Here is a 19853-nt window from a genome sequence, read left to right on the forward strand (position 1 = left end):
GCATGACGGCGCTGCAGGAGAGCCTGCGCGCCGCGGGCGTGCACAGCCTGCTCGTGCAGTTCACCGACGTGCACGGCGTGGCCAAGGGCAAGCTGGTGCCGCTGACGCACCTGGACAGCGTGCTGAACGACGGCGCGGGCTTCGCCGGACCGTCGATCTGGGGCACGGGCTTGCCGCGCAGCGGGCCGCGCTCCGAATACCACGCGCGCGGCGACGCCAGCACGGCGCAGCCGCTGCCCTGGCTGCCGGGCGTGGCACGCATCGTCGGCGACGGCTTCGTCGACGGCCAGCCCTTCGACGCCTGCCCGCGCCAGGTGCTGCGCCGCGCGCTGGCGCGGCTGGCGAAGCTGGGCCTGCAACTGCGCACCGGCATCGAGCCCGAGTTCTTCCTGCTGCGGCGCGAGGGCGCGGGCTTCGTGCCCGCCGACGCGCACGACCGGCTCGACAAGCCCAGCTACGACCTGCAGTCGCTGTTGCGCCAGCAGGGCCTGCTGCAGACGCTGACCAGCCACCTGCTGGCCTGCGGCCTGGACGTGCTGCAGATCGACCACGAAGACGCGCACGGGCAGTACGAGCTGAACTATGCCTACGGCGACGCGCTGGCCAGCGCCGACCGCCTGATGCTGTTCAAGGTGGCGGCACAGGCCGTCGCCGAGCAGCACGGGCTGGTGTTCTCGATGATGCCCAAGCCCTTCGCCAACCAGCCCGGCAGCGGCATGCACGTCCACGCCTCGCTGTGGCGCGGCGCAGCGCCGGCAGACGGCGTGGCACGCGCCTTCATCGCCGGCGTGCTGGCCCATGCCCCTGCGCTGGCCGCGCTGGCCGCGCCCACGGTCAATTCCTACAAGCGGCTGACGGTGGGCGAGTCGCTGTCGGGCACCACCTGGGCGCCGGCCTACGTGGCGCACGGCCCGAACAACCGCACCGCGCTCGTGCGCACGCTGCCCGGCCGCTTCGAGTGGCGGCTGCCCGATGCCAGCGCCAACCCGTACCTGGCCACCGCCGGCCTGGTGGCGGCGGGCATCGACGGCATCGAACGCGGGCTCGACCCGGGCCTGGCCTGCACCGACGATCTCTTTGCGCTGAGCCTGGCGCAGATCCGCGCGCGCGGCATCGGCGTGCTGCCGCAGTCGCTGGACGAGGCCGTCACGGCGCTGGAAGCCGACGGCGTCGTCTGCGGCGCGCTGGGCCCCGCGCTGGCCTCGGAATTCGTGCGCCTGAAGCGGGCCGAGTGGACCGCCTACGCGCGCCATGTCAGCGACTGGGAGCTGCAGCGCTATGCGGCGCAGTTCTGAATGACGGCGCCATCGTCTGCTGCGAGCGGGCCGCCTGCGGTCCCGCTGCTCGCCTATGCCAGCCTGATGGCCAGCATGGCGCTGGTGGGCGTGTACGTGGGCCTGTCGAAGCTGCTGGTGGTGGCCTTTCCGGTGTTCCTGCTGGCCTGGCTGCGCTTCGGCATCGCCGCCGTCGCGATGGTCCACTGGGTGCGGCGCGGGCCGTCCGAGCCCGCGCTGTCGCGGCACGACCGCGGGCTGCTGTTCTGGGAGAGCTTCCTCGGCAACTTCCTGTTCTCGATCTGCATGCTCTTCGGCGTGCAGGCCACGTCGGCGCTGGCGGCGGGCGTGGTGATGGCGGCGATCCCGGCCGCTGTGGCCCTGCTGTCGTGGCTGTTCCTGCGCGAGCGCATCACGGCGCGCGTGCTCGCCGCCATCGCCTGCGCGGTGCTCGGCATCGCGCTGCTGGCGCTGGCCAAGGCCCCTGCGGGCGACGCATCGGCCAGCGCGCCGTGGTGGGGCTACGCGCTGCTTCTGGTGGCGGTGGTGTGCGAGGCCTGCTACGTGGTGATCGGCAAGCGCCTCACCGGCAACGTCTCGCCGCGGCGCATCAGTGCGCTGATCAACCTGTGGGGCCTGGTGCTGGTGACGCCGCTGGGGCTGTGGCAGGCGCTGCAGTTCGACTTCGCCGCGGTGGCGCCGCCGATGTGGGGGCTGCTCGTGTTCTACGCGCTGGCCGCCAGCATGGTGACGGTGTGGCTGTGGATGCAGGGCCTGCGCCACGTGCCGGCGCCGCAGGCCGGCGTCTTCAGCGTGCTGCTGCCGGTGAGTGCCGCGCTGGTGGGCGTGTTCTTCCTCGGTGAACCGTTCGGCGCCGGCCACGCTGCCGCGTTCGCGCTGGCGCTGGCCGGGCTGCTGCTGGCCACGTGGCCCGCGCGGACACCGCCGGCCTGATCCGCGGCGCTGTCACACTGCGCCGCATGCACCCCGACACCCCTGCCCCGCCCGACGCGACACCGGCCGCTGCGCCCGGCGCCGCTGCGGCCCCCGCCACTCCGCACGGCGCCCACCTGCGCGGCGCCGCGCGCCTGGCCACCGACGCCACGGCCGGCCTGGTGGACCTGGTGGAGGCCCTGCATGCGCGCATCGCCAGCCCGCCCGGCCTGCCGGTGCGTGCCGGCGAGCGCACCACCGGCATCACCGGCCTCGTCTACCGCAGCATCCACGGTGTCACGAAGCTGGTGGGCGGCAGCGTCGACGCGCTGCTGCGCCTGGTGGAGCCGCAACTGCTGCGCCCGGGCGCACCGAGCGCCGAGCGCGACGCGCTGCTGGCGGCGCTGAACGGCGTGCTCGGCGACCACCTCGCAGCCAGCGGCAACCCGCTGGCCACGCCCATGACACTGCGTGTCCACGGCCAGGACGTCAGCACGCCTGGCGCGCTGGCGGACGCCGGCCCGGCACTGCTGCTGCAGGTGCACGGCCTGTGCATGCACGACGGCCAGTGGCTGCGCAAGGGACACGACCACGGCGCCTGGCTGGCGCGCACGCTGGGCTTCACGCCGGTGGCGCTGCGCTACAACAGCGGCCGCGCCATCGCCGACAACGGCCGGGACCTGGCCTTGCAGCTCGAGGACCTGCTCGACCGCTGGCCGGTGCCGCTGCAGCGCTGCGTGGCCATCGGCCACAGCATGGGCGGCCTGGTGCTGCGCAGCGCGCTGCAGCAGGCCGCCGCGCGGGGCCTGCGCTGGCCGGCACGGCTGCAGGACCTGGTGTTCCTGGGCACGCCGCACCTGGGCGCACCGCTGGAACGCGCCGGCCACGGAGTCGATCTGCTGCTGGGGGCGACGCCCTATGCCGCGCCGCTGGCCCGCCTGGGCCGCATCCGCAGCGCCGGCATCACCGACCTGCGCCACGGCCTGCCGGCCGACGAGGCGCCGCTGCCGCCGCACCTGCGCTGCTGGGCCGTGGCCGCGACGCTGGGCGCGCCCGAGGCACCGTTGAAGACCCGCCTGCTCGGTGACGGCCTGGTGCCGCTGGACAGCGCGCTGGGCCGCCACCGCGACCTGCAACGCAGCCTGGACATTCCCGCCGAGCGGCACTGCGTGGTGCCGTCACTCGGGCATCTCGACCTGCTCAGCAGCGAGGTGGTCGCCACCACGCTGCAGCGCTGGCTGGCCGCGCCGCCCGAGCCTGCCGCGCTCAAGTCGCGCTGAGACCCTCGCGGTCGGCCACCCGCTCCAGCGCCTGCTCGAACTGCGCCCGCGCATGCGCCGTCAGCGCGCCCAGTTCCCGGTGCAGCGCGGCGTCTTCCGGGCTGCGCGCGCCGCAGTCGGCGCTGTAGCGCTCGAAACTGGCCAGCTGCAGCACGATCTCGGCCAGGTGCCGCGGGCATTCGCAGGCCACGCGTGACGGTTGCGCCGCCAGCGTGGCCAGGGCGTCGTCGCTGAAGCGGCGGGCGCTGGGGGCGCCAGCCTGCATGTCGGCCAGCCCGCCGAACGGCGCGGGCGGCGCGGTGGCGCAGATGCGGCGCAGCAGTTCGCGGCCGCTGACAGGTTCCCGCAGCACCTCGGCGCCGCGGGCGCGCAAGGTCTCGGCCAGCGACTCGGCACCGAAGGCGTACAGCACCACCAGCGTGGCAGCCTGCCAGCGCTCGCGCAGGGCCGGCAGCCGCTGCAGGTGCGCGGGCTGCAGGGACGGCAGGTGCACGAGCAGCAGGTCCACCGGCGCGCTGTCGGCGGACGCGGCCGGGTCCGCGGGGTCGGCTTCCGCGGCATCGAGATCCTCGTACACCTTGCGCAGCGTGCAGGCCGCCGAGTTGCGCAGTCGGGGCGCGACGCTGCTGCCCACCAGCAGCACGTCGCGCGTGGCCAGGGTCGTGTGCTGCACCCCCGCCGCCAGGCCGCGCAGGTCTTCCAGCGGCAGCGCGGCCAGCGTGCCGATGGCGTGACCGCGTTCGGTGAGCTGCCGCATCAGTCCCAGGCGCTGCACGTCCAGCGTCGAGTACAGGCGCTGGCCGGTCGCCGTCTTGGGCGCGGCGACGACCCCGTAGCGCCGCTCCCAGACCCGCAGCGTGGTCACGGGCAGGCCGGCCAGGCGTGCGGCCGTGCCGCTGCGCAGGCGGGGGACGGTGGTGGGCTGCGGATCGATCATGGTCGCGGGTCCTGCTTCGGTGAACTTGGAATGAATCGGTTATTGCGGTTCTTGAACTGGTTTATAGCAAGAAAGACCTGCAACTTCCGGATCAAAACCATATCATCCATTTCGTGACTGAGGAGTTCATGTCGCCAGACCCGGTGCCCCACCGCGCCGCCCTGCCACCTTCTGAAAGGCCCGTGATGTCGAACCTTGTCCAGTGCTCCCGCATTGCCGTCATCGGTGCCGGCATCGCCGGCGCTGCCTGCGCCACCAGCCTGCGTGACGCCGGCCACCAGGTCAGCCTGTACGACAAGTCCCGGGGCGTCGGGGGCCGCATGGCCACCCGCCGCGCGCGGCTGGAGGCCGGCGACGGCAGCGAGACCCTGGTCGAGTTCGACCACGGCGCGCAACTCGTCACTGCCAACCACCCGCGTTTCCGTGCCGTGCTGCAGCGGGCACAGGCTGCCGGCGTGGTGCAGCCGTGGACCCAGCGCGTGCATGCCGAGTTCCCTGGCGGCCTGCCGCGCCAGGGTGTCGTGGCCACGCCGTCGATGCCGGCGCTGGTGCGGCACCTGATCGGCGACCTGCCGCTGCACACCGGCCACGCCGTGGTGCAGCTGCGGCGCCAGCGCAAGCTGTGGCAGCTGGTGCTGGACGACGGCAGCACGGCCGGCCCCTTCGACCAGGTCGTGCTGGCGCTGCCCCCGGCCCAGGCCGCGGCGCTGCTGGAGGGCCAGCATGCGGTGTGGGCGCAGGAACTGCAGGCCGTGCGCATGGAGCCCTGCTGGACGCTGATGGCCGTGACGGCCGACGTCGACTGGCCCTGGGACGCCGCCGTGCCCGCGCGCGGGCCGCTGGCCTGGGTGGCGCGCAACGACCGCGCCCCGGGCCGCAGCGCCCCGGCAAGCTGCGCCACCTGGGTGGCCCACGCCACGCCCGCGTGGACCCGCACGCACCTGGAGCACGATGCCGAGACCGTGCAGAGCGCACTGCTCGCGGCCCTGGCGCAGCAGCTGCCCGGCGGCGTGCTGCCGGCTCTGCAGCACGCCGTGGTGCACCGCTGGCGCTATGCGCGCCCGGCCGGTGCCGCGCCCGACCGCCGCGAGTGCTGGTGGGACGCCAGCCGCGGCCTGGGTGTCTGCGGTGATTTCCTGGCCGGCTGCACGGTGGAGGCGGCCTGGCGCTCGGGTGACGAGCTGGCCTGCACGCTGGCCGAGGCGCTGGAACACGACGACCACGCGGTCGCCGAGACCGCCTGAGCAGGCGCGGGGCTCAGGCCGCGCGCCGGGCGCGGCCGTAGCTCTTGAAGCGCTCGATCACCGCGGCCATCTCCTGCCGCGACAGCAGCACGGGTTCGCCGACGGCGAGCGTCTGCAGGTAGATGCCGCACAGCGCCTCGACCTCCTGCGCCACCTTCATCGCCTGCGCCAGCGTGGCGCCCGCGGCGACCAGCCCGTGGTTGGCCATCAGGCAGGCGTTCCGGTCGGCGAAGGCGGCGCCCACAGCCTGCGACAAGGCGTCGGTGCCGAACAGGTGGTACGGCGTGCAGGGCACGCTGTCGCCCCCGGCCACCGCCACCATGTAGTGGAACGGCGGCAGGCCCCGGCGCAGGCAGGCCAGTGCGGTGGCGTGCGGCGAATGCATGTGCACCACCGCGTGCAGGTCGGGCCGCGCGCGGTAGATCGCGCGGTGGAACGGCCACTCGGTCGACGGTGCCCAGGCGCCCTGCAGCACCGTGCCGGCGTCATCGAGCAGCACGAAGCTGTCGGGGGCGATGTCTTCCGGCGGCGTGCCGGTGGGCGTGATCCAGAAACTGCCGGCACCGCCGCCCGCGGCCGTGCCGGCCCGCACGCTGAGGTTGCCGGTGCTGCCGCGGTTCAGCCCCAGCGCGTCGAGCCGCTGCACGGCGGCCACGGCCTGTGCGCGCAGCGTGTGGTCGTGGTCGTCGTCCGTCATGGCGCGAGCTCGGCGATGGCGGCGGCGGTGGCTGCGACCACGCCGCGTTCGGTGATCAGCCCGGTCACCAGCCGTGCCGGCGTCACGTCGAAGGCCGGGTTGGCGGCCGGCGTGCCGTCGGGCACCAACTGCACCTCGACCACCTCGCCGGCCGCGGTGCGGCCCGCGAGGTGCGTGACCTCGCGGGCGCTGCGTTCCTCGATCTCGATCTCGTGCAGGCCGTCGTGCAGGCTGCGGTCGAGCGTGGACATCGGCATCGCGACGTAGAACGGCACGCCGTTGTCGTGCGCGGCCAGCGCCTTCAGGTAGGTGCCGATCTTGTTGCACACGTCGCCGCGCGCGGTGACGCGGTCGCAGCCGACGAACACGATGTCGACCTGGCCGTGCTGCATCAGGTGGCCGCCGGCGTTGTCGGCGACCACCGTGTGCGGCACGCCGGCCTGCCCCAGTTCCCAGGCCGTGAGGCCGGCGCCCTGGTTGCGCGGGCGGGTCTCGTCCACCCACACCTGCAGCGGCAGGCCGGCGGCGTGCGCCAGGTACAGCGGTGCGGTGGCCGTGCCCCAGCCCACCGTGGCCAGCCAGCCGGCGTTGCAGTGCGTCAGGACGCGCACCGGGCCAGGGCGGCGCGCGGCAATCGCCTGCAGCAGGGCCAGGCCGTGCGTGCCGATGGCGTGGTTGACCTGCACGTCGTCTTCCGCAATCGCGTCGGCCGTGGCCCACGCGGCCTCGCGCCGCGCGGCGGCGGGCAGCGGGCGCAGCACGGCCAGCATGCGGTCGAGGGCCCAGGCCAGGTTCACCGCGGTCGGCCGGGCTGCGCGCAGGAAGGCGGCCGACGCGTCCAGTGCCGCGTCTTCGGCATCCATGTTCATCTGCAACGCCAGGCCGTAGGCGGCCGTGGCCCCGATGAGCGGCGCGCCGCGCACCCACATGTCGCGGATGGCCGTGTGCACCTGGGCCGGCGTGTGCAGGCGTTCCAGCTGCAGGCGGTGCGGCAGCAGGCGCTGGTCGATGATCTCGACCCCCGCGCGGCCCGGCAGCGCGCGGATGGGCCGCAGCGCGGGGACCGCGGCGTTCACGGCTGCGCCTCGGGCGGCGACTGCAGCGGCGGCAGCACGCGGCCGGCCACCGGCCGCAGCCGCTGCACCATGGCCGGGTCGCGCGCCTCGGGCGCGGTGATCAGCGCGTGGTCGAGCGCGCGGCGGCAGCTGCAGCCGGCGCCGTGGGCGTCGGCAGTGATCTGGCCGGCCAGGCCGGCCACGATGCCCTTGGCCTGCTGCGCGTTGTGCAGCAGCACCTGGATCACGGCATCCACCGTCACCGCCTCGTGGCCCGTGTGCCAGCAGTCGAAGTCGGTGACCATGCCGACGCTGGCGTAGCAGAGCTCGGCCTCGCGCGCCAGCTTGGCCTCGGGCATGTTGGTCATGCCGATGACGCTGCAGTTCCAGCTGCGGTACAGCTGCGATTCGGCGCGCGTGCTGAACTGCGGCCCTTCCATCACCAGGTAGGTGCCGCCGCGCGCGTGCGGCACGCCTTGCGCCTGCAACGCGCCCTGCAGGTGGTCGCCCAGGCGCGCGCACACCGGGTCGGCCATCGACACGTGCGCCACCAGGCCGGTGCCGAAGAAGGTCTTCACGCGCGCGAAGGTGCGGTCGATGAACTGGTCGACGATGACGAAGGTGCCCGGCGGCAGGTCCGCCCGCAGGCCGCCCACGGCGCTGAGCGAGAGCACGTCGGTGGCGCCCAGCATCTTCAGCGCCGCGATGTTGGCGCGGTGGTTCAGCTCCGACGGCGGGACGCGGTGCCCGCGCCCGTGGCGGGGCAGGAACAGCATTTCGGCGTCGCCCAGGCGTCCGCTGAACACCGCATCCGACGGTGCGCCCCAGGGCGTGTCGACGCTGATCCAGCGCGTGTCGGTCAGGCCCGGCAGGTCGTACAGGCCGCTGCCGCCGATGATGGCGAGTTTCTGTGGGCTCATGCGGAGGTGGGTTCCGGAGTGGGTTCGTCGTGGGCGGCGGCCACGGGGCGCTGGGCCAGCGCGTGCACGTGGGCCGGGGTGTCGTTCTTCAGCCGGTGGTCCGACCACACCTGGCGCCAGCGGCGCGCACCGGGCATGCCGTTCCACAGACCCAGCATGTGGCGTGCCGCGTGGCTCCAGGGCCGGCCCTGCAGGCCCTCCATGTAGGCGACCATGGCGCGCTCGACGTCGGCCCGCGTGCGCGTGGCCGGGGCATCGCCGAAGAACAGCTCGTCCCAGCGCGCCATGCTCCAGGGGTGGTGGTAGGCCTCGCGGCCGACCATCACGCCGTCCACGTGCTGCAGGTGCTGCGCGATCTGCTCCTCGGTGGTGACGCCGCCGTTGAGCACGATGGTGAGCCCGGGGAAGTCGGCCTTCAGCCGGTACACGAGCTCGTGGCGCAGCGGCGGAATCTCGCGGTTCTCCTTGGGACTGAGCCCCTGCAGCCAGGCATTGCGCGCGTGCACGATGAAGACGCTGCAGCCGCCGCGTTCGGCCACCGTGCCGACGAAGTCGCGCACGAAGTCGTAGCGCTCGATGCGGTCGATGCCGATGCGGTGCTTCACCGTCACCGGCAGGTCCACCGCGTCGCGCATGGCACGCACGCCGTTGGCCACCAGCGGCGCCTCGGCCATCAGGCAGGCGCCGAAGGCCCCGCGCTGCACGCGTTCGCTCGGGCAGCCGCAGTTCAGGTTGATCTCGTCGTAGCCCCACTGCGCTGCCAGCTTCGCGCAGGCGGCCAGGTCAGCCGGCTCGCTGCCGCCGAGCTGCAGCGCGAGCGGGTGCTCCTCGGGGCTGTAGTCCAGGTGCCGCGGCACGTCGCCGTGCAGCAGCGCGCCGGTGGTCACCATCTCGGTGTACAGGCGCGTGTGGCGCGTGATCTGGCGGTGGAAGACGCGGCAATGCCGGTCGGTCCAGTCCATCATCGGCGCGACGCTCAGGCGCCAGGGGCTGACTGCTGGAAGAGAAGGCACGGGGTCGGGGCTGGGTCGGGGCCGGCGATGGCGGTGATGGGGTCGGGCCTGGCGTGGCACCGGGCCGGTGGCGGCAGCAAGCCCTGCGCGCCAGCGCTGCATGGTAATCAATGCCGCGGTCGTGGCCGCAGCGGCCGGATCGCCGCGCGCAATGTCGCACCTCGATGCTGCGACTTTCATCCGCGCCTTGCGTGGGGTCGGCCCCGGCGTTTACGGTCCGGGCATGCTGGAACCGCCACAGCCCGACCGCAACGCGGCCCTGTTCTTCGATTTCGACGGCACCCTCACCGACCTGGCGCCGCACCCGGACGCGATCCGCGTGGCGCCCGGGCTGCCGCAGCGGCTGATGGCGCTGGCCGCGGCGGTGGGCGGTGCGGTGGGCGTGGTCTCGGGCCGGCCCGTGGCGCAGATCGACGCGCACCTGCACCCGGCCCGTCTGCCGACTGCAGGCGTGCACGGTGCCGAGCGGCGCGGGCCCGACGGCTACCTGCGTCGCATCGCCACGCCGGACCTGGCTCCTGCGATCGCGGTCGCGCAGGCCCTGGTGGCGCGCCACCCGGCGCTGCACCTGGAGATCAAGCCCGGCGCGCTGGCCCTGCACTACCGGCAGGCCGAACTGCTGCAGGACGAAGTGCTGGCGGCCATGGCCGAAGCGCAGCGCCGGGTCGAGGGCATGGCCCTGATGTGCGGCAAGAAGGTGGTGGAGCTCAAGCCCCGCCGCGCCGGCAAGGGCGAGGCCGTGCGTGCGTTTCTCGACGAGCGGCCGTTCCGCCACCGCCGCCCCTGGTTCTTCGGCGACGACGTCACCGACGAGTCGGCGTTCGAAGCCGTGCTGGCGCTGGGCGGCGTGGCCGTGAAGGTCGGCGACGGCGAGACGCTGGCGACCTGCCGCCTGCCCGATCCGGCCGCCGTGCTGGCGTGGATCGACCGTGCCGTGGCCGCGCTCGGCCCGCAAGTCCAGAAGGCCACACCACCATGACCCTGCCGTCCCTCGAACTCGGCGCCATCGGCAACTGCGCTGCCAGCGCACTGGTCGACCCCCGCGGCCGCATCGTCTGGAGCTGCTGGCCGCGCTTCGACGGCGACCCGCTGTTCCACGCGCTGCTGGGCGGCGGCGACGCTGCCGCGGGCGACGGCAGCTTCGGCGTCGAGCTGGTGGACTGCGTGCGCACCGAGCAGCACTACGAGGCCAACACCGCCGTGCTGCGCACACGCTTGTTCGACAGCCACGGCCAGAGCCTGGAGATCACCGACTTCGCACCGCGCTTCTTCAGCCGCGGCCGCATGTTCCGCCCGCTGATGCTGGTGCGGCGCCTGCGCGTGCTGCAGGGCGCGCCGCGTGTGCGCATCGTGCTGCGTCCCCGGTTCGACTGGGGCGCGGCGGTGCCCCGCATCACGCAGGGCAGCCACCACATCCGCTACGTCGGCCCCGACCAGGTGCTGCGGCTGACGACGACGGCGCCACTGACCTACGTGCTGCAGGAAGAGGCCTTCGTGCTGTCGCAGACCACCAGCCTGCTGCTGGGGCCGGACGAGACGCTCAGCGAAGGCATCGAGGAACTGGCCGGCACCTGGGAGCGCGAGACCATCGACTACTGGCGCCAGTGGACACGCCGGCTGGCGCTGCCGCTGCAGTGGCAGGACGCGGTGATGCGCGCGGCGATCACGCTCAAGCTGTGCGTGTTCGAGGACACCGGCGCCATCGTCGCGGCCCTCACCACCAGCATCCCCGAGGCGCCCGGCAGCCAGCGCAACTGGGACTACCGCTTCTGCTGGCTGCGCGATGCCTTCTTCGTGGTGCGGGCGCTGAACAGCCTGTCCGAGGTGGGCACGATGGAGGACTACCTGCGCTGGCTGACGAACGCGGTCGCCAGCGCCGCCGGCGGCCACGTGCAGCCGCTGTATGGCATCGGCCTGGAGCGACTGCTGCCCGAGCAGGTGGTGCCGCAGCTGCCCGGCTACCGCGGCCACGCGCCGGTGCGGCGCGGCAACCAGGCGCACGAGCACTTCCAGCACGACGTCTACGGCAACATCGTGCTCGGTGCCGCGCAGGCCTTCCACGACCAGCGCCTGCTGCGCCCGGCCGGCCGTGCCGAGTTCACCCTGCTCGAAGTCGTGGGCGAGCAGGCGGTGCGGGTGCACGACCAGCCCGATGCCGGCATGTGGGAGCTGCGCACGCGCGCCCGGGTGCACACGTCGTCGCTGCTGATGTGCTGGGCCGCCTGCGACCGGCTGGCCAAGATCGCCGCCCACCTGCGGCTGCCCGACCGCCATGCCCACTGGCAGGCGCACGCCACGCGCATGCGCGAGCGCCTGCTGGCCGAGGCCTGGAACCCCAGGCGGCAGGCCTTCGCAGAGAGCCTGGGCGGCGAGCACCTGGACGCCAGCGTGCTGCTGATGGCCGAGGTGGGCTGCATCGACGCACGCGACCCGCGCTTCGTGGCCACGGTCGATGCGCTGGAGGCGTCGCTGGCCGACGGACCCTTCATGCGCCGCTACGAGGCCGCCGACGACTTCGGCACGCCCGAGGTCGGCTTCAACGTCTGCAGCTTCTGGCGCATCGACGCGCTGGCGCGCATCGGCCGCAAGGAACAGGCACGCGAGATCTTCGAGGCCATGCTGGCCGCGCGCAACCCGCTGGGCCTGCTGTCCGAGGACACGCATCCGCAGACCCGCGAACTGTGGGGCAACTTTCCGCAGACCTATTCGATGGTGGGCCTGATCAACGGTGCGGTGCGCCTGTCGGCCCCCTGGGACACGGTGGTCTGATGGCGCGGCTGGTGGTGGTTTCCAACCGCATCGCCGACCCGCGCAAGACCGCGGCCGGTGGCCTGGCCGTGGCGCTGGGTTCGGCCCTGGCGGCCACCGGGGGCCTGTGGTTCGGCTGGAGCGGCCGCACCGTGCGCAGCGGCGACGGTGGCGAAGGCGCGCTGCAGCAGCAACGGGCGGGCAACGTGACGCTGGCCACGGTCGATCTGGCGCAGGCCGACCACGACGCGTACTACCTGGGCTACTCCAACGGCGTCCTGTGGCCGGTGTTCCACAACCGGCTCGACCTGGCCGACTTCGACCGCGGCGACATCGACGGCTACCGCCGCGTCAACCGCCTGTTCGCGCAGCGCCTGGCACCGCTGCTGGCGCCCGACGACCTGGTGTGGATCCACGACTACCACCTGATCCCGCTGGCGGCCGAACTGCGTGCGCTGGGCTGCCGGCAGCGCATGGGATTCTTCCTGCACATCCCGCTGCCGCCGCCGCTGCTGCTGGCGGCGATCCCGCAGCACGAGTGGCTGGTGCGCTCGCTCTTCGCCTACGACCTGCTGGGGTTCCAGAGCCAGACCGACCTGGTGCACTTCGGCCGCTATGTGCACGACGAAGCCCGCGCCGAGCACCGGGCCGACAACGTCTACGCCGCGTTCGGCCGCAGCGTGCGCGCGCAGGCCTTCCCGATCGGCATCGACGTCGACGAGTTCCAGCGCCTGGGCGAGGCCGACGACGCGCAGGAGACGCTGGCCACGATGCGCGAGCAGTACGCCCGCCGCCGCCTGCTGGTGGGGGTGGACCGCATGGACTACTCCAAGGGCCTGCCGCAGCGGCTGCGCGCCTTCCGCCGCCTGCTGCACGACTACCCCGAGAACCGCATGAGCGCGACGCTGATCCAGATCGCGGCGCCGTCGCGCGAGAGCGTGGACGCCTATGCCGACCTGCGGCGCGAGCTCGAGGGCCTCACCGGCGCCATCAACGGCGAATACGGCGAGCTCGACTGGATGCCCGTGCGCTACATGCACCGCGCCGTGGCCCGCAAGCGCCTGCCGGGCCTGTACCGCGCCAGTGCCGTGGCGCTGGTGACGCCGCTGCGCGACGGCATGAACCTGGTGGCCAAGGAGTTCGTGGCCGCGCAGGACCCCGCGGACCCCGGCGTGCTGGTGCTGTCGCGCTTCGCCGGCGCGGCCGAGCAGATGGGCGACGCCCTGCTCGTGAACCCCTACGACACCGACGCCGTCGCGCAAGCCACGCAGCGCGCCCTGCACATGCCGCTGGAAGAGCGCCGGGCCCGCAACGACCGCCTGCTCGCTGGCCTGCGCGCGCACGACGTGCACTGGTGGCAGCGCCAGTTCCTCGACGCCTTGCAGACCCCGCCCCTGCCCCCGCCATGAACAACGACATGAACAACGACATGCTCCACACCCTGGCCCAGCTCGGGGCCGGCATGGGCAGCGCCACCACCACCGCGCTGCGCATCACCGTCATCATCGTGGCGGCCTGGGTGCTGGCCTCGGTGCTGCGGCGCGCCATCCGCGCCTTCCGCATCCGCATCGCCAGCCGCCTGGACGACAGCGAGTCCGTCAAGCGCGCCGAGACCCTCGGTCGCGTGTTCCGATACCTGGTGACGGTGGTCGTGTCGCTCGTGGCCGGCATGCTGGTGCTGGGCGAACTGGGCATCTCGGTGGCGCCGATCCTGGGTGCCGCGGGCGTGGTGGGGCTGGCGGTGGGCTTCGGGGCGCAGAGCCTGGTGCGCGACTACTTCACCGGCTTCTTCATCCTGCTGGAGAACCAGATCCGCCAGGGCGACGTCGTCAAGCTCAGCAGCGACCACGCCGGCCTGGTGGAGGAGGTGACGCTGCGCTTCGTGCGGCTGCGCGACTACGACGGCCGCGTGCACTTCGTGCCCAACGGCCAGATCACGAGCGTCATCAACATGAGCCGCGGCTTCGCACAGGCCGTGATCGACGTCGGCGTGGCCTACCGCGAGAACGTCGACGACGTGATGGACGTGATGCGCGAGGTCGGCAGCCAGCTGCGCGCGGACCCCGCCCACGGCGCACGCATCCTCGACGACCTGGAGATCGCGGGCGTCGAGCAGTGGGCCGACTCGGCGGTGGTGATCCGGTGCCGCTTCAAGGTCGTGGCACTGGAACAGTGGACGGTGCGGCGCGAGTACCTGAAGCGGCTGAAGTCGGCCTTCGACGCGCACGGCATCGAGATCCCCTTCCCCCACGTCACGGTCTACGCCGGGCAGGACCGCAGCGGCCACGCGCCGGCGCTGGCGCTGCGCATGGCAGCTCCGCCAAACTAGGGACGCGTCCACACACCGACAGTTACAAGCCGGGCGATTGGCGTCAGCATCGCCGCCGGCAACGCCTGTTGCCGACTGGAGCTGCCCATGCCGAACACCCCTGCCTCCACTGCTTCCTACGGCGCCGAAGTGCGCTTTGCCGTCGTCATGTACGGCGGTGTCTCGCTGGCCATCTACATCAACGGCGTGGCCAACGAGATGTACGAGATGGCGCACGCCACGCCGCGTGGCGATGTGCCACCCCCACCCGCCACCGGCGAGGTGGCGAACACGCGCGAGGTCTACCGGCGGCTGTCGTGGCTCAGCAACGACCCGGCGCTGGTGGCACGCTACGCCGCCTGGCTGCAGGCGCCCGAGCTCGGCCCCGACCCGCTGCTGGCCGTGCAGCCCGGCGACATCGCCACGCGCTTCGTGGTCGATGTCATCGCCGGCACCTCGGCCGGCGGCATCAACGGCCTGTTCCTGGGCAAGGCGCTGGCCAACAACGAGCCGTTCTCGCCGCTGCGCCAGATGTGGATCGACGAGGGCGACATCGGCGGCCTGCTCAATGACGCGCGCTCCTACGACGACCCCGACATGCGCGGCTACGCCGATCGCAGCGCCGACCCGGCCTCGCTGCTCAACAGCGACCGCATGTACCGCAAGCTGCGCATCGCGATGGACCGCATGTCGGCGCAGGCCGTGAAGCCCGCGGTCCCCTCGGTGGCGGTGGACGAACTGGACCTGTTCGTCACCACCACCGACATCCGCGGTTCGCTGGTGAAGCTGCGGCTGTTCGACAAGGTGGTCTACGAGAAGCGCCACCGCCAGGTGTTCAGGCTGCGCTACGCGCAGAACGGCGTCCAGGCGGTCGAGAACGACCTGCAGGCCGCCAACAACGCCTTCCTGTCGTTCGTGGCGCGCTGCACGTCGTCGTTCCCGTTCGCCTTCGAGCCGATGACGCTGCAGGCGCTGGAGCGGCTGGAGCCGGGCATGGGCAGCACCGCGCTGCGCCAGTGGGACCGCCACTTCACCGGCATCCCGCCCGACGAGGTGGCCCGCGGCGAGCACATGACGCGCGCCTTCGGCGACGGCGGCTACCTCGACAACAAGCCCTTCACGCATGCCGTCACCACGTTGTCGGCGCGCAGCGCCACGGTGCCGGTGGAGCGCAAGCTGGTCTACGTGGAGCCGGCGCCTGCGCACCCCGAGTCCGACCGCCCCGACGGCGAGGAACCGCCCGACGCGCTGACCAACGCGCTCGCAGCGCTGACCAGCATCCCCAGCTACGAGACCATCCGCGAAGACCTGGAGGCGGTGCTGCGGCGCAACCGCCGCATCGAGCGCATCGACCGCATCGTGCGCATGGGCGAGCTGGAGCTCGACACCGCGCTGCGCGAGGGCGGGACCGACCCGCTGGCCGGCCTGCTGCGGGAGCTGCGGCGCGAGAACCCCGAGGGCAGGCTCGACTGGCGCGCGCTGACGATGCGCCAGATGCGCAACCACTACGGCGACGCCTACCTGCCCTACGCCCGGCTGCGCCACTACACGGTGACCGACGACCTGGCCGACCGCCTGGCCGCCACCTGGCAGCTGCCGGCCGACTCCGACCATGTGTACGCGCTGCGGTCGCTGGTGCGTGCCTGGCGCGAAGAACACTACGGCGACAGGCCGCCCGCCGGCGTGCAGCAGGCCGACGGCCGGTGGCGCGGCACGCTCAACGCCTTCCTGGACGACCACGACATCGCCTACCGCGTGCGCCGCACCGCCTTCCTGCTGCGCCGCGTGGACCAGCTCAGCAAGCTCGTCAACAAGCGCCTGCTCGACCGCCTGGAAAAGACGGCCAACGAGGCCGACGAAGCCCTCCTGCGGCGGCTGCGGACCCAGGCCGCGCTGGACCTGCACGACCCGGCCCTCGACGCCACGCAGCTGCAGGCGGCCCTGGACGCGCTGCTGGAACTGAAGCGCCGGATGGCCAGCGCCCACGCGATGCTGCGCCACGGCCTGGTGGTGCCGCCCGACGACGCCCGCCGCGCCGCGCTGCGCGCGCAGCTGCGTCCGGGCCTGCTGCAGGTGCTGGACCTGCTGCTGCTGAGCGGCAGCACCAAGACCGACTCGGATGCCGTGCCGGTGCTGCAGACCACCGACGGCAAGAGCACGCGGGTGGTCTTCCCGGCCGAGATGCTGAAGCTGCCGTCGTCGTCGCGCACGCTGCAGGAGGGCGTGTTCATGCGCGCGAAGAAGCTGATGCAGCTCGCACGCGAGACCGCGCAGACCTCGCTGCAGGAGCTGCTGGAACACGATCTCCAGGCCATCGGCGGCGCCATCCGCCTGCTGACCAAGGGTGCCGACGACCGCCCGCCCGTGGGCGGCGCGCTGCTCTGGGCCAGCCTGGGCGGGCCGCGGCTGGACCTTGCGCCGACCGGCACCGGCGAGGACCAGGTCTACGTGCTCGTCGGCGCCACCGGCGAGCCGGTGCTCGACACCGGCATCGCGCTGCAGCTGCGCCGCTTCCTCGGCGACTACTACCTGCGCTTCGACACCTACGACCAGATGAGCTTTCCGCTGTACTACGACACCGAGTCCGGCGAGCCGGCGACGGTGGAAGTGGTGCGCATCAGCCCCGAGGACGCCAAGGGCCTGATCGACGAGGAGAAGGTGCGGGCCGAACGCCGCAAGCTGGCCGGCACGGCGCTGGCGAACTTCGGCGCGTTCCTGCAGCGGCACTGGCGCACCAACGACATCATGTGGGGCCGGCTCGACGGCGCCGAGCGCCTGGTCACGGCCCTGCTGCCCGCGCTCGATGCCGACAGCACCGCGGTGCGCCGCCACCTGGTGGAGCAGGCGCACCGCTGCATCCTGCGCGAGGCGCTGCGGCCGGACACCTACGCGCAGATCACCGGCCTGCTGTGCGACGCGCTGGCCGAGGTCGACAAGACCCTGCCGCCCCCGCCACCCGGCCAGCCGCGCGACAAGACCGCCCTGCACGCGGCGCTGCTGAAGGACCTGATGGCCCGCCTGGCGCCGGAGGCCCCTGCCTCGCAGCGCCGGCTGGAACAGGTGGTGGGCGCGCTGCTCGACGACGAGGCGCTGCTGCGCTGGGTGCGCGAAGCGCGCAGCGTCGACCGCCGCCCCGACCCCGAGCCGCTGCTGGACAACGCGGCGCGCGCGGTCACCATCACCGGCCGGCTGCTGGAAGGCGTGGCCGCGCGCCGCGACCTCGACCTGCCGGTGGTGCGCTGGCTGGCGCGCTTCGGGTTGGTGGCGCAGGGGCTGCTGGCGGTGTCGGTGCCGGGCAGCCTGCGCGGCATGCTCTGGGCGCACTGGCTGAAGGTGCTCTACGCCTTCGAGCTGACGATGCTGGCGCTGGGGCTGCTGTTCGCGTCGGAGCCCGTGCGCACCACGGCCGTCACGGCCCTGGGCATCACGGCACTGGTGCACGGCACGACACTGCTGCTGGGCGATGTCATGCGCTCGCGCAAGACGTGGAAGGCCAAGGGCGCCTGGGCGCTGGCGGTGCCGGTGGTGCTGCTGGCGCTGACCGGCGTGCTCGCGCTGACGCGGGTGGGCTGGAAGGCGCTGCTGGGCATCGACTGAACGGCCGTCGCTGCGGCCACCGCTCAGCCGCTGCGCCGCAGGTGCATCGCCAGCAGGCCGAACGACAGTGCCGCGCTGCCCACTGCGCAGCCGAACAGCGCGGCCGCGCCCCAGCGCTGCAGCACCAGCGCGCCGACCATCGGCGCCACGAAGATCATCGCCTGCTGCCAGGCCTGCAACCGGCCCGACACGGCGCCAATGCGCGCCGCGAAGTGCGTGACCATGAAGACGTTGAGCGCGATCGCATAGCGCGCGCTGGCAGTGCCGACCAGGAAGAACACCACCGCCAGCAGCGGCGCCGTGGCTGCCCCCGTGCGCCACAGCAGCAGCCCGATGGCGGCAAAGCCCGCCAGCTGCCCCCACGCCGGCCGCTGCAGTTCCGACAGGTGGCCCTGCAACTGCTGCGCACGGCGCGCCAGCCACAGCCCGGCCAGCACGTTGCCCAGCCCCGAGGCACTGACCAGCAGCCCCAGCCAGGCCTTGTCGATGCCAGCGCGCTGCAGCACCAGCGGCAGCAGGTTGTTGACCAGGAACACGAAGAAGGCGCAGGTGGCGGCCAGCCACAGCAGCGCGCGCAGGTGCCGGCGGTCGTCGTCCGCACCGGCCGGCCCGGACTGCGCTGCTGCCTGGGTCGACGACGTGGATGCGGCGGCTGCGCTGGCGGGCAGGCCCAGCGCCGCGAAGAAGGCCAGCGCCCCCAGCGAGCAGACCAGCGACAGCACGAGCGCAGCGCCCTCGCCCAGCCACGAGGCCGCCACCGTGCCGATGCCCGGCGCCAGCACCTTGGCGGTGTTGTTCAGGACGTTCAGCAGCGCGTAGAAGCGCGGCAGCGCCTCGGGCGCGAGCGCGCGCACCGCCAGCACGTGGATCGCCGGCGGCGCCACGGCGGCGAACACCGAGCGCAGGCCCACCAGCGCCACGAAGACCAGCATGTCGCCGGTGACGAGCAAGGCGGCAGTGGTGGCCGCGCGCGCGGCGATCGAGCCCAGCAGCAGCAGCCGTGCGTGCCCGCGGTCGCACCAGCGGCCGATGAACGGCGCCGCCAGCATGCCCGGCAGCAGGCCGGCCGCACTGACCGCCGCCATGCCGGTGGGCGTGACCTGGAACTGCCAGGCCGCGAGCGTCAGGATGGCGAGAAAGTCGATCCAGTTGCCGAAGGCCGAGAGGCCGTCGCCCACCAGCAGCAGGCGCTGGCGGCCGCGCGCGCTGCCTGCGGCGGGCGTCTGCACGCTGCTCAAGGCAGCGTCGAGCCGGGCTGGTCGCGCGGCATCAGCGCGAGGTAGCCGGCCAGCGTGCCGCCCTCCAGCGGCTTGGCCATGACGCGGATGGTGTTCAGCCGGCCGCCCGTGTCCATGCCCTCGCGCGTGCGCACCTGCAGGAAGCCCTGCCGCTCCCAGAAGCGCTCGGCGCGGGCGTTGCCCTGCACCACGCCCAGCCGCAGCCACTGCGCCCCGCCCCGCCGCGCCCAGGCTTCCATCGCGTCGTACACGGCCTGCGCGGCACCGCTGCCGTGCAGCGCGGTGGCCACCAGCAGCCAGGCCAGGTGCCAGACGCGCGGCGCCCCCAGGTTCTCGACCACCACGCACACGCCGACCAGCGTGTCGTCGGCGTCGAACAGGCCCATGAACCAGCGCCTGCCCGGCTGCAGATGTGCGGGCGGCTGCTCGACGAACTCGACGAAGGCCTCGTCGGGGTGCGGCCGCCGGCCGTTGACGGCCAGCGAGTACTCGGGGTTGGCCTCCAGCAGCGCCTGCAAGAGCGGGACGTCGTCCTCGCGCAGCTCACGGGCGCGGTACCGGTCGGTGGCAAAGACGGTGGCGGTGTGCGCAGCCATCACCCCATGCTAA

General features: G+C 73.1%; 16 protein-coding genes. 9 read left to right on the forward strand and 7 right to left on the reverse strand.

What is annotated here, in order from left to right; genetic code table 11:
• Positions 1-2: 2 nt before the first annotated feature.
• From glnT to ACPOLB_RS01355, 3 genes are read left to right on the forward strand one after another with little or no spacing between them, the layout of a single operon-like run.
• On the forward strand, positions 3-1295 hold the full coding sequence (gene glnT, locus ACPOLB_RS01345; protein ID WP_425261994.1) for a type III glutamate--ammonia ligase: 1293 nt from the start codon (positions 3-5) through the stop codon (positions 1293-1295).
• Complete coding sequence (locus tag ACPOLB_RS01350) at positions 1296-2228, forward strand: DMT family transporter (RefSeq protein ID WP_425259501.1); 933 nt, start codon at positions 1296-1298, stop codon at positions 2226-2228.
• 26 nt (positions 2229-2254) lie between these two features.
• On the forward strand, positions 2255-3487 hold the full coding sequence (locus ACPOLB_RS01355) for an esterase/lipase family protein (protein ID WP_425259502.1): 1233 nt from the start codon (positions 2255-2257) through the stop codon (positions 3485-3487).
• Here the strand turns inward: ACPOLB_RS01355 and ACPOLB_RS01360 are convergent.
• Complete coding sequence (locus tag ACPOLB_RS01360; protein WP_425259503.1) at positions 3474-4424, reverse strand: MerR family transcriptional regulator; 951 nt, start codon at positions 4422-4424, stop codon at positions 3474-3476. The two genes, ACPOLB_RS01355 and ACPOLB_RS01360, sit on opposite strands and share 14 nt — an antisense overlap.
• A gap of 185 nt (positions 4425-4609) precedes the next feature.
• Here ACPOLB_RS01360 and ACPOLB_RS01365 point away from each other — a divergent pair, with 185 nt between their 5' ends.
• Positions 4610-5668 (forward strand): NAD(P)/FAD-dependent oxidoreductase, encoded by a 1059-nt coding sequence (locus ACPOLB_RS01365; protein WP_425259504.1) that lies wholly within the window; start codon positions 4610-4612, stop codon positions 5666-5668.
• A 13-nt stretch (positions 5669-5681) separates the two neighbouring features.
• Here ACPOLB_RS01365 and ACPOLB_RS01370 read toward each other — a convergent pair whose 3' ends face one another.
• The 4 genes from ACPOLB_RS01370 to dusA are packed head-to-tail and all read right to left on the reverse strand — an operon-like array spanning position 5682 to position 9305.
• The gene (locus tag ACPOLB_RS01370) at positions 5682-6365 is read right to left on the reverse strand and encodes a class II aldolase/adducin family protein (RefSeq protein WP_425259505.1); all 684 of its coding nucleotides are present in this window, start codon (positions 6363-6365) and stop codon (positions 5682-5684) included.
• Entirely contained in the window at positions 6362-7441 is a 1080-nt protein-coding gene (gene mtnA / locus ACPOLB_RS01375; RefSeq protein WP_425259506.1) for an S-methyl-5-thioribose-1-phosphate isomerase, read from the reverse strand. The genes ACPOLB_RS01370 and mtnA overlap by 4 nt, the downstream gene beginning before the upstream one ends.
• Complete coding sequence (locus ACPOLB_RS01380; protein WP_425259507.1) at positions 7438-8340, reverse strand: S-methyl-5'-thioadenosine phosphorylase; 903 nt, start codon at positions 8338-8340, stop codon at positions 7438-7440. The genes mtnA and ACPOLB_RS01380 overlap by 4 nt, the downstream gene beginning before the upstream one ends.
• Positions 8337-9305 carry a tRNA dihydrouridine(20/20a) synthase DusA gene (dusA, locus tag ACPOLB_RS01385; RefSeq protein WP_425261995.1) on the reverse strand — a complete coding sequence of 323 codons (969 nt, stop codon included), beginning with the start codon at positions 9303-9305 and terminating at the stop codon, positions 8337-8339. The genes ACPOLB_RS01380 and dusA overlap by 4 nt, the downstream gene beginning before the upstream one ends.
• A 271-nt stretch (positions 9306-9576) precedes the next feature.
• On the opposite strand from dusA, the gene otsB reads away from it, so the two are divergent.
• The 5 genes from otsB to ACPOLB_RS01410 all read left to right on the forward strand — a co-directional run bounded on the left by otsB (position 9577) and on the right by ACPOLB_RS01410 (position 18006).
• The gene (gene otsB, locus ACPOLB_RS01390) at positions 9577-10332 is read left to right on the forward strand and encodes a trehalose-phosphatase (protein ID WP_425259508.1); all 756 of its coding nucleotides are present in this window, start codon (positions 9577-9579) and stop codon (positions 10330-10332) included.
• On the forward strand, positions 10329-12122 hold the full coding sequence (locus ACPOLB_RS01395; protein WP_425259509.1) for a glycoside hydrolase family 15 protein: 1794 nt from the start codon (positions 10329-10331) through the stop codon (positions 12120-12122). Before otsB ends, ACPOLB_RS01395 begins: the two co-directional genes overlap by 4 nt.
• Positions 12122-13510 (forward strand): alpha,alpha-trehalose-phosphate synthase (UDP-forming), encoded by a 1389-nt coding sequence (gene otsA / locus ACPOLB_RS01400; protein ID WP_425259510.1) that lies wholly within the window; start codon positions 12122-12124, stop codon positions 13508-13510. Before ACPOLB_RS01395 ends, otsA begins: the two co-directional genes overlap by 1 nt.
• Positions 13507-14430: a mechanosensitive ion channel family protein gene (locus tag ACPOLB_RS01405; RefSeq protein WP_425259511.1), complete on the forward strand. Its 924-nt coding sequence runs from the start codon at positions 13507-13509 to the stop codon at positions 14428-14430. The genes otsA and ACPOLB_RS01405 overlap by 4 nt, the downstream gene beginning before the upstream one ends.
• 87 nt (positions 14431-14517) lie before the next feature.
• A complete protein-coding gene (locus tag ACPOLB_RS01410) occupies positions 14518-18006 on the forward strand; it encodes a patatin-like protein (RefSeq protein WP_425259512.1) in 3489 nt (1162 codons plus the stop codon).
• Between the two features lie 23 nt (positions 18007-18029).
• On the opposite strand, the gene ACPOLB_RS01415 is transcribed toward ACPOLB_RS01410, so the two are convergent.
• Both ACPOLB_RS01415 and ACPOLB_RS01420 read right to left on the reverse strand, forming a co-directional pair.
• Positions 18030-19235, reverse strand: coding sequence for an MFS transporter (locus ACPOLB_RS01415; RefSeq protein WP_425261996.1), 1206 nt, complete (start codon positions 19233-19235; stop codon positions 18030-18032).
• Between the two features lie 5 nt (positions 19236-19240).
• Positions 19241-19840, reverse strand: a complete 600-nt coding sequence (locus ACPOLB_RS01420) for an N-acetyltransferase family protein (protein ID WP_425259513.1) — start codon at positions 19838-19840, stop codon at positions 19241-19243.
• Positions 19841-19853 lie beyond the last annotated feature (13 nt).

It is taken from the genome of Rubrivivax soli, from assembly GCF_049810355.1.
Taxonomy (GTDB): domain Bacteria; phylum Pseudomonadota; class Gammaproteobacteria; order Burkholderiales; family Burkholderiaceae_C; genus Rubrivivax.

Bases quoted from the DNA above. Each gene is read 5' to 3' on its own strand.
- glnT (WP_425261994.1), top strand. From the start codon at position 3: ATGACGGCGCTGCAGGAGAGCCTGCGCGCCGCGGGCGTGCACAGCCTG.
- ACPOLB_RS01350 (WP_425259501.1), top strand. From the start codon at position 1,296: ATGACGGCGCCATCGTCTGCTGCGAGCGGGCCGCCTGCGGTCCCGCTG.
- ACPOLB_RS01355 (WP_425259502.1), top strand. From the start codon at position 2,255: ATGCACCCCGACACCCCTGCCCCGCCCGACGCGACACCGGCCGCTGCG.
- ACPOLB_RS01360 (WP_425259503.1), bottom strand. From the start codon at position 4,424: ATGATCGATCCGCAGCCCACCACCGTCCCCCGCCTGCGCAGCGGCACG.
- ACPOLB_RS01365 (WP_425259504.1), top strand. From the start codon at position 4,610: ATGTCGAACCTTGTCCAGTGCTCCCGCATTGCCGTCATCGGTGCCGGC.
- ACPOLB_RS01370 (WP_425259505.1), bottom strand. From the start codon at position 6,365: ATGACGGACGACGACCACGACCACACGCTGCGCGCACAGGCCGTGGCC.
- ACPOLB_RS01380 (WP_425259507.1), bottom strand. From the start codon at position 8,340: ATGAGCCCACAGAAACTCGCCATCATCGGCGGCAGCGGCCTGTACGAC.
- dusA (WP_425261995.1), bottom strand. From the start codon at position 9,305: ATGATGGACTGGACCGACCGGCATTGCCGCGTCTTCCACCGCCAGATC.
- otsB (WP_425259508.1), top strand. From the start codon at position 9,577: ATGCTGGAACCGCCACAGCCCGACCGCAACGCGGCCCTGTTCTTCGAT.
- ACPOLB_RS01395 (WP_425259509.1), top strand. From the start codon at position 10,329: ATGACCCTGCCGTCCCTCGAACTCGGCGCCATCGGCAACTGCGCTGCC.
- otsA (WP_425259510.1), top strand. From the start codon at position 12,122: ATGGCGCGGCTGGTGGTGGTTTCCAACCGCATCGCCGACCCGCGCAAG.
- ACPOLB_RS01405 (WP_425259511.1), top strand. From the start codon at position 13,507: ATGAACAACGACATGAACAACGACATGCTCCACACCCTGGCCCAGCTC.
- ACPOLB_RS01410 (WP_425259512.1), top strand. From the start codon at position 14,518: ATGCCGAACACCCCTGCCTCCACTGCTTCCTACGGCGCCGAAGTGCGC.
- ACPOLB_RS01420 (WP_425259513.1), bottom strand. From the start codon at position 19,840: ATGGCTGCGCACACCGCCACCGTCTTTGCCACCGACCGGTACCGCGCC.